Genomic DNA, 6,472 nt, shown 5'->3' with positions numbered 1-6,472 from the left:
GTCGCGTCCCGTGCGCGGGCCTGCGCGACGTAGGTGCCGTCGCCGACCCGCGCATTCGCGAGGCCCTGGCGCTCCAGTTCGGCATAAGCACGGCTGATCGTGCCGGTGGTGACCTTCAATTCGCTGGCAAGCGAGCGGTGCGGCGGCAGCTTTTCGCCTGCCGGCAATTGGCCGTTGAGAATTGCTTGCGCGAAAGCGCGAGCAATCACCTGATATTTAGGATCGCTGCCCGCCTCGATCCTGGGCAGCCACGCGTTCATCGCCATGGTGCGACGGTCTCCATCTCATTGGCATGGGTGCCATGCCTATGATTGACATCATACGCAGTCGATGTCTGAAAATTGCACGCAGTCATTTACTTTAATTGAAGCGATTGAGTTGGCCGTGCCGTCTTCATAGCATGGCGTCATTCTCAATTCAATTGTGCCCCTTGATGCGGCACTGCGGCATCCATAAAGGGAGCGCCTGATGAGTCGTGAAGTACCGTTTTCCGCTCGCATCACCCGGATTGAAGTCACGCACCACCAGCTGGAGCTGGACCCGCCGTTTCCGGCCTCGTGGGATAGCCAGCCGCGCCGCAAATTCCCCGCCACTATCGTTCGGGTTTACGACGATGCGGGTAATGTCGGGATTGGCTCGGGCGACGCCATGTACGGCTTCGCGGACTACCAGCACCTGTTCGTCGGCACCGATCCCCTCGATCTGGCACGTCACAGCGCAGTGCTCGACAACATCGGCTTTCACGCCGGCCGGCCTTGGCCGCTGGATATCGCCCTCTGGGATCTGGCCGGCAAGATTCGCGGCGAACCCTGCTGGAAAATGATGGGCGGCCGTAGCCAGAAGATTCGCGCGTACGCGTCGAGCGGGGTGCACCGGCATCCTGACGAAATGGCAAAGATGGCGCTGCACGTCGCCGCGCGCGGCTTTCCCGCGCTGAAAATCCGCTTTGGACGCACCCGCATCGCCGACGACCTGACCGCGCTCGCCGCTGTGCGCGACGCCGTGGGCAACCGGCTCGAACTGATGGTGGATTGCAATCAAGGCTGGCGCATGCCGTGGGATACCGCCACGCCGTGGACCGTCAGCGAAGCGCTCGAAGTCGCCCGTGAGCTCGAAAAACAGGGCGTGTACTGGATGGAAGAGCCGCTGCATCGCGGCGACTACGAAGGCTACGCCGCGCTGCGCCGCGCCACCACGCTGCGTATTGCAGGTGGCGAGATGACCCGCGAGCGCTACGAGTTCGACCAACTGCTCGCCCACGATTGCCTCGACGTGTTTCAACCTGACGTGGCCTGTTCGCTCGGCATGGAAGGCTTGCGCAAGCTCGCGCAGGTAGTCGAAGCGCGCGGCAAGGTGTTCACGCCGCACACGTGGGGCAATGGCATCGGCCTGATGGCCAATCTGCACCTGACAGCCGGTGCGGCCTCAGCCCCCTTCATCGAATTTCCGTACGACCCGCCTGAATGGTCGATCGAGCGGCGCGACTTCATGCTGAAGCAGCCCATTGATGTCGACAGTGAAGGCTGGCTCACGCTGTCCGACGAACCGGGCCTCGGGCTCGCCATTGACGAAGCCGTTCTCGCCGCAACGCAAAGTTCTCGCAGTACCTACGCTTGACGCGTCTTACGACGCACACACCAAAACCGATAAAGGAGACAGAAAAATGCAGATTAAACCCTGGATGCGCGCGGCCTGCCTGGCGCTTGCAACAAGCGCCATATGGCCCGCTGCCGCGCACGCCGGCACCTGGTGCTCGAGCGGCAAGCCTGTGCACTTTGCCGGCGTCACGTGGGAAAGCGGTTCGTTCACGAGCGAAGTCCTGCGCTACATCACGGAGAAGGGCTACGGCTGCACGACCGACACCGTGCCGGGCAGCACCGCCGCCACCGAAACTGCCCTCTCGCGCAACGATCTGCAAGTCTGGGGCGAACAATGGACGGGCCGTTCGGAGATCATCGCCAAGGGCGTCGCGGACGGCAAGGTGAAGCTGATCGGCGACACGCTGCCGGGCGGCACCAACGAAGGCTGGTACGTGCCGGAATACGTCATCAAGGGCGACCCGTCGCGCGGGATCAAGCCGATTGCGCCGAACCTCACGTCGGTCGCGGATCTGCCGAAGTACAAAGACCTCTTTGTGGATGACGAAGAACCGGGCAAAGGCCGCTTTCTCAACTGCCCGGCCGGCTGGGACTGCGAACGCGTGAACTCGCGTCTGCTGAAAGTGCTGAAGCTGGACGACAGCTACACCAACTTCCGCCCTGGCACCGGCGCTGCACTCGACGCAGCGATTTCGTCCGCTTATCAGCGCGGCAAGCCGATCCTGTTCTACTACTGGGAACCGGCAGCGCTGATGGCCAAATACAAGTTCGTCCAACTGAAGATGCCGCCGTTCGACCAGAAATGCTGGGAAACGCTGCGTGCCGACAACAGCACATCGCAATGCGCTTCGTCGTATCTGGTGTCGCATCTTAAGGTCGGCGTGTCGACGCCTTTCTATCAGGCCGAACCGGAGCTGATGGCAACCTACGGCAAGGTCAGCTTCTCAATGGACTTCCTGAACAAGACCATCCTCGAGATGACCAGCAAGAAGATCGATGGTCCGACAATGGCTAAACAGTTCCTGCACGACCACCCCGAAATGTGGAAGCAGTGGGTCCCTGCCGACGTCGCGCAGAAGGTTCAGGCCTCGCTCACGGGCGCCTGACAGGCAACAGCATTACGATGGTTTGTGCTGAATGGACGGCGTGGCGCCAGCAGGCGCCGTGCGCCGTCCGCTCTCGCGCATCGGAGGTTTCATCATGAATTCGATTTTCTTGCACCTGTCGATTGCGGACTGGGTCAACGACGTGGTTCAGTCGTTCGTCACGCGCTACGGCGACAGCTTCCATAACTTCAGCATTCTGCTGCTGCACTATCTGCTGGTGCCGCTCGAAGGCGCGCTGCGCGCCACACCGGCATGGCTGATCCTGCTCGTAGTTGGCGCGATTACGTGGAACGCGACGCGACGTCTCGGCATTGCCGGGTTCTTCGTGCTGCTGCTTTACGCGATCGGCTGCTTCGGTCTGTGGGACAAGCTGATGGAGACGCTCGCGCTGATGCTGGTGGCAACTGTCCTGTCGGTCGTATTGGGTGTGCCGCTCGGCATCTTCACCTCGCGCAGCCCATTGCTGCGTCATGTGCTGCTGCCGGTGCTCGACATCATGCAGACGTTGCCGAGCTTCGTGTACCTGATCCCGGTGCTGATGCTGTTCGGCCTCGGCAAGGTGCCGGCGATTCTCGCCACTATCATTTATGCCCTGCCGCCGCTGATCCGCTTGACCGATCTCGGCATCCGTCACGTGGACGGCGACGTCGTTGAAGCAGCCCGCGCTTTTGGCACGACACGCTGGCAACTGCTCGTGAACGTGCAGCTGCCGCTCGCGCGTCCCAGCATCATGGCCGGTATCAACCAGACAACGATGATGGCGCTGTCGATGGTCGTGATCGCCTCGATGATCGGCGCGCGCGGTCTCGGCGAGGATGTGCTGGCCGGCATCCAGACGCTCGATGTCGGCAAAGGCATGCAGGCCGGTATTGCGATTGTGATTCTTGCGATCGTCATCGACCGTATCAGCCAGGGTTATGGGCAAGACCGTCGCACGCGGCGTCTGCTGGCGATACGCAAGAAGGCGAAGGCTGCCTCGCGCATCCCCTATTCGCGCACGGCGGCAAGCGCAGTGAGTGAAACGGAAACGGACGCAGCAGATGCGAACGGCGACGCTCATGCGAGCCGCAGTAGCCTCGAAACCCGCGCAGCGAAGTAAACGTCGGCACCGCGCATCGGCATCGCGCGAAAAGCTCAGGAGACAAAAATGGCAGCGATAGAAGTCAAGCACGTGTACAAGCTGTTTGGCCCGGAAACCAGTCACGCCCGCGTGCTCGACCTGCTGCGCAGCGGCAAGGGCAAAGCCGAGGTACTCGCGCAGACCGGCTGCAACGTGGGCCTGAACGACGTCAGCCTGAACATCGGTTCAGGCGAGATCTTTGTGATCATGGGACTGTCCGGTTCGGGCAAGTCGACGTTGGTTCGGCACTTCAACCGACTGATAGAACCCACCGCCGGCGAGATCGTCATCGACGGCTCCGACGTCATCAAGCTCAATCCGCAAGGCTTGCGCGAGCTGCGCCGCTACAAGATCAGCATGGTGTTTCAGAACTTCGGCCTGCTGCCGCATCAGACCGTGCTCGATAACACCGCCTACGCACTGCGCACCCGCGGCGAAGGCAAGGCCGAGGCGTATGAAAAGGCGCGCACGTGGCTCGGCAAGGTGGGGCTCAACGGTTATGGCGAGCACTATCCGGACGAACTCTCGGGTGGCATGCGCCAGCGTGTCGGCCTGGCGCGCGCACTCGCTGCGGATACCGATGTGCTTCTGATGGACGAGGCGTTCTCTGCGCTCGATCCATTGATTCGCACGGAAATGCAGGACCAGTTGCTGCAACTGCAGTCAACGCTGAACAAAACGATTGTGTTTATCACGCACGATCTCGACGAAGCGCTGCGTATCGGCAACCGCATCGCGATCCTGCGCGACGGTACGCTGGTGCAGGAAGGGACGCCAAACGAAATCCTGACCCGTCCAGCGGACGATTACGTGCGGCGTTTTGTGGAGCGGCGCGCAGCCGTGCAGTAAGGCGGTTTGCAAGTGAGCGTACCTCGTAGACGCTAGCGGCAAGCGCCTCGGCAACGGGGGGTGGGCGGCACGCAGGGGCATACGCCGGTGGGTATGCCGCGCCGCCATACGCGGCATGCCGGGTAGAATGCAGGCGATGCGACGCACTCCGGTGCGTCGCGTGCATTTTCGCCTCGTTGTTCCCGCCGTATCTTCGCCCCCCCATGAATCTCGAAAGCGTTCTCTTCACCCAGGGTTTCGGTTCACGACGCCAATGCCGCGCGCGGATCGCAGACGGCCGCGTGACAATCGAAGGCACAGTCTGCGTCGATCCGGACGCCGATGTCCCGACCGAGGCACTGACCTTCACCGTCGACGGCATCGTGTGGCCCTATCGCGAGCATGCGTATCTGCTGCTCAACAAGCCCGCTGGCTACGAATGCTCGCGCGAGCCGCAACATCATCTTAGCGTCTTCAGCCTGTTGCCACCGCAGTTCGCGGCGCGCGGCGTGCAATGCGTGGGCCGCCTTGACCAGGATACGACGGGACTGCTGCTGCTCTCGGATGAGGGCAAGTTCGTTCACGCGTTCACGTCGCCTAAACGCAAGGTGCCGAAGGTCTATCTCGCCACCACACGCCATCCCCTCGACGACCTTCAACTCGACGCCTTGCGTCACGGCGTCCTGTTGCACGGCGAACCTAAACCCATCGCCGCCGTTAGCGCAAATGCGCGCGACGAACACACGCTCGAACTCACCGTCCTCGAAGGCAAATACCATCAAGTCAAGCGCATGGTCGCGGCGGCCGGCAACCGCGTGGAGGCGCTGCATCGAGAGCGCATAGGCGGCCTCGCGTTGCCGCCGACGCTCGCCGAAGGTGGATGGCAATGGCTCGATGAAGCGGACCTCGGAGTTTTACGGAAAGGGTAAACCGGTAACACGTCCCCCAGAAAACGGGCCGAACGCCGCAAGCCCCGCGCAATCGAAACAACCGCGTGCGCAGCCGCACGTATCTGGTTGAAATCCCACGATTTGCGCTGCGACGCAGCATGCTCTTCCTGACAACGCGCTCTATACTCGCTTAAACAAAGACTACAAAGCTTTCAGGGAGGGGCGCCATGATCGTCAACCGGACGTTCGAGATCTCGGGTGCGTTGATTGCGTTTATCTGTATCAGCGTTGCGCTGATTGGCGGTCTGATGCTCGCCATGCACCTGCGGCGCAAGTACCACCCCAGCCTGATCGGCGCCTTGATCGGCGCGTTCCTCTGCTTCCTGCTGCTCGAGGCGTTGCCTGCGCTCACGTGAGCCAGACTGAACTAGGGCGCGTGAGCCGCGCCCGTCGCGCCCGTCGCCCTCGTAGCACTGAGCAGAAAGTCGCCGACAGTCGGATAGCGCAACTGCACCCGCAGTTCGCGTTTCATCCGCTCGTTGATGAGCCGTCGCGACTCGCGCATGAACGACAACAGCATCGGGTCAATCTGCGCCTCAGCCTGCGCCCGCGTGATACGCGGCGCGCGCTCGAGACCATAGGCGTCGGCCACCGCGTCGAAATACTCGCCCATCTTGAGCACCGTATCGTCGGACGCGTGGACAATCCGCCCCGGCCTGCCAAGTCTCATCATGCGCACCAGAATGGTGGCGAGATCGTCCGCATGGATGTGATTAGTGTAGACATCGTCAGCGTCGCTCAACGCCGGCGTGTGTTTCGCGAGCCGCGCGAGCGGCAGGCGACTACCCGCATAGATGCCAGGAATGCGCGCGATGCTCGCGGCAAGCGTACCGCTCGCGGTCGCCCGCCGCAGTTGCTGCTCCGCCGAGA

7 protein-coding genes and 1 pseudogene are annotated in these 6,472 nt (G+C 62.2%); 6 read left to right on the top strand and 2 right to left on the bottom strand.

Translation table 11 applies throughout. The features are described 5' to 3' along the window. On the bottom strand, positions 1–266 hold a 266-nt coding region (locus WCA85_RS24610; RefSeq protein ID WP_424067464.1), incomplete at its 3' end, for a GntR family transcriptional regulator. A gap of 202 nt (positions 267–468) precedes the next feature. Here WCA85_RS24610 and WCA85_RS24605 point away from each other — a divergent pair. The 6 genes from WCA85_RS24605 to WCA85_RS24580 all read left to right on the top strand — a co-directional run bounded on the left by WCA85_RS24605 (position 469) and on the right by WCA85_RS24580 (position 5,958). Next, positions 469–1,617 (top strand): mandelate racemase/muconate lactonizing enzyme family protein, encoded by a 1,149-nt coding sequence (locus WCA85_RS24605; RefSeq protein WP_424067463.1) that lies wholly within the window; start codon positions 469–471, stop codon positions 1,615–1,617. A gap of 46 nt (positions 1,618–1,663) precedes the next feature. Beyond that, on the top strand, positions 1,664–2,704 hold the full coding sequence (locus WCA85_RS24600; protein ID WP_424067462.1) for an ABC transporter substrate-binding protein: 1,041 nt from the start codon (positions 1,664–1,666) through the stop codon (positions 2,702–2,704). Between the two features lie 94 nt (positions 2,705–2,798). After that, a complete protein-coding gene (locus WCA85_RS24595; RefSeq protein WP_424067461.1) occupies positions 2,799–3,803 on the top strand; it encodes an ABC transporter permease in 1,005 nt (334 codons plus the stop codon). Between the two features lie 48 nt (positions 3,804–3,851). After that, positions 3,852–4,673: a quaternary amine ABC transporter ATP-binding protein gene (locus tag WCA85_RS24590; protein ID WP_424067460.1), complete on the top strand. Its 822-nt coding sequence runs from the start codon at positions 3,852–3,854 to the stop codon at positions 4,671–4,673. Between the two features lie 203 nt (positions 4,674–4,876). Continuing rightward, the gene (locus tag WCA85_RS24585; protein WP_424067459.1) at positions 4,877–5,581 is read left to right on the top strand and encodes a pseudouridine synthase; all 705 of its coding nucleotides are present in this window, start codon (positions 4,877–4,879) and stop codon (positions 5,579–5,581) included. Between the two features lie 188 nt (positions 5,582–5,769). Continuing rightward, positions 5,770–5,958 carry a hypothetical protein gene (locus WCA85_RS24580; RefSeq protein ID WP_424067458.1) on the top strand — a complete coding sequence of 63 codons (189 nt, stop codon included), beginning with the start codon at positions 5,770–5,772 and terminating at the stop codon, positions 5,956–5,958. Between the two features lie 11 nt (positions 5,959–5,969). On the opposite strand, the pseudogene WCA85_RS24575 reads toward WCA85_RS24580, so the two are convergent. After that, positions 5,970–6,472 (bottom strand): annotated as a pseudogene (locus tag WCA85_RS24575) (SDR family NAD(P)-dependent oxidoreductase); the annotation flags it as partial.

Origin of the sequence: Paraburkholderia sp. (assembly GCF_049581445.1) — a bacterium.
In the GTDB taxonomy this organism is placed as follows: Bacteria; Pseudomonadota; Gammaproteobacteria; order Burkholderiales; family Burkholderiaceae; genus Paraburkholderia.
The sequence above is the reverse complement of the archived record's forward strand: the minus strand, read 5'-3'. Positions and strand labels throughout refer to the sequence as shown.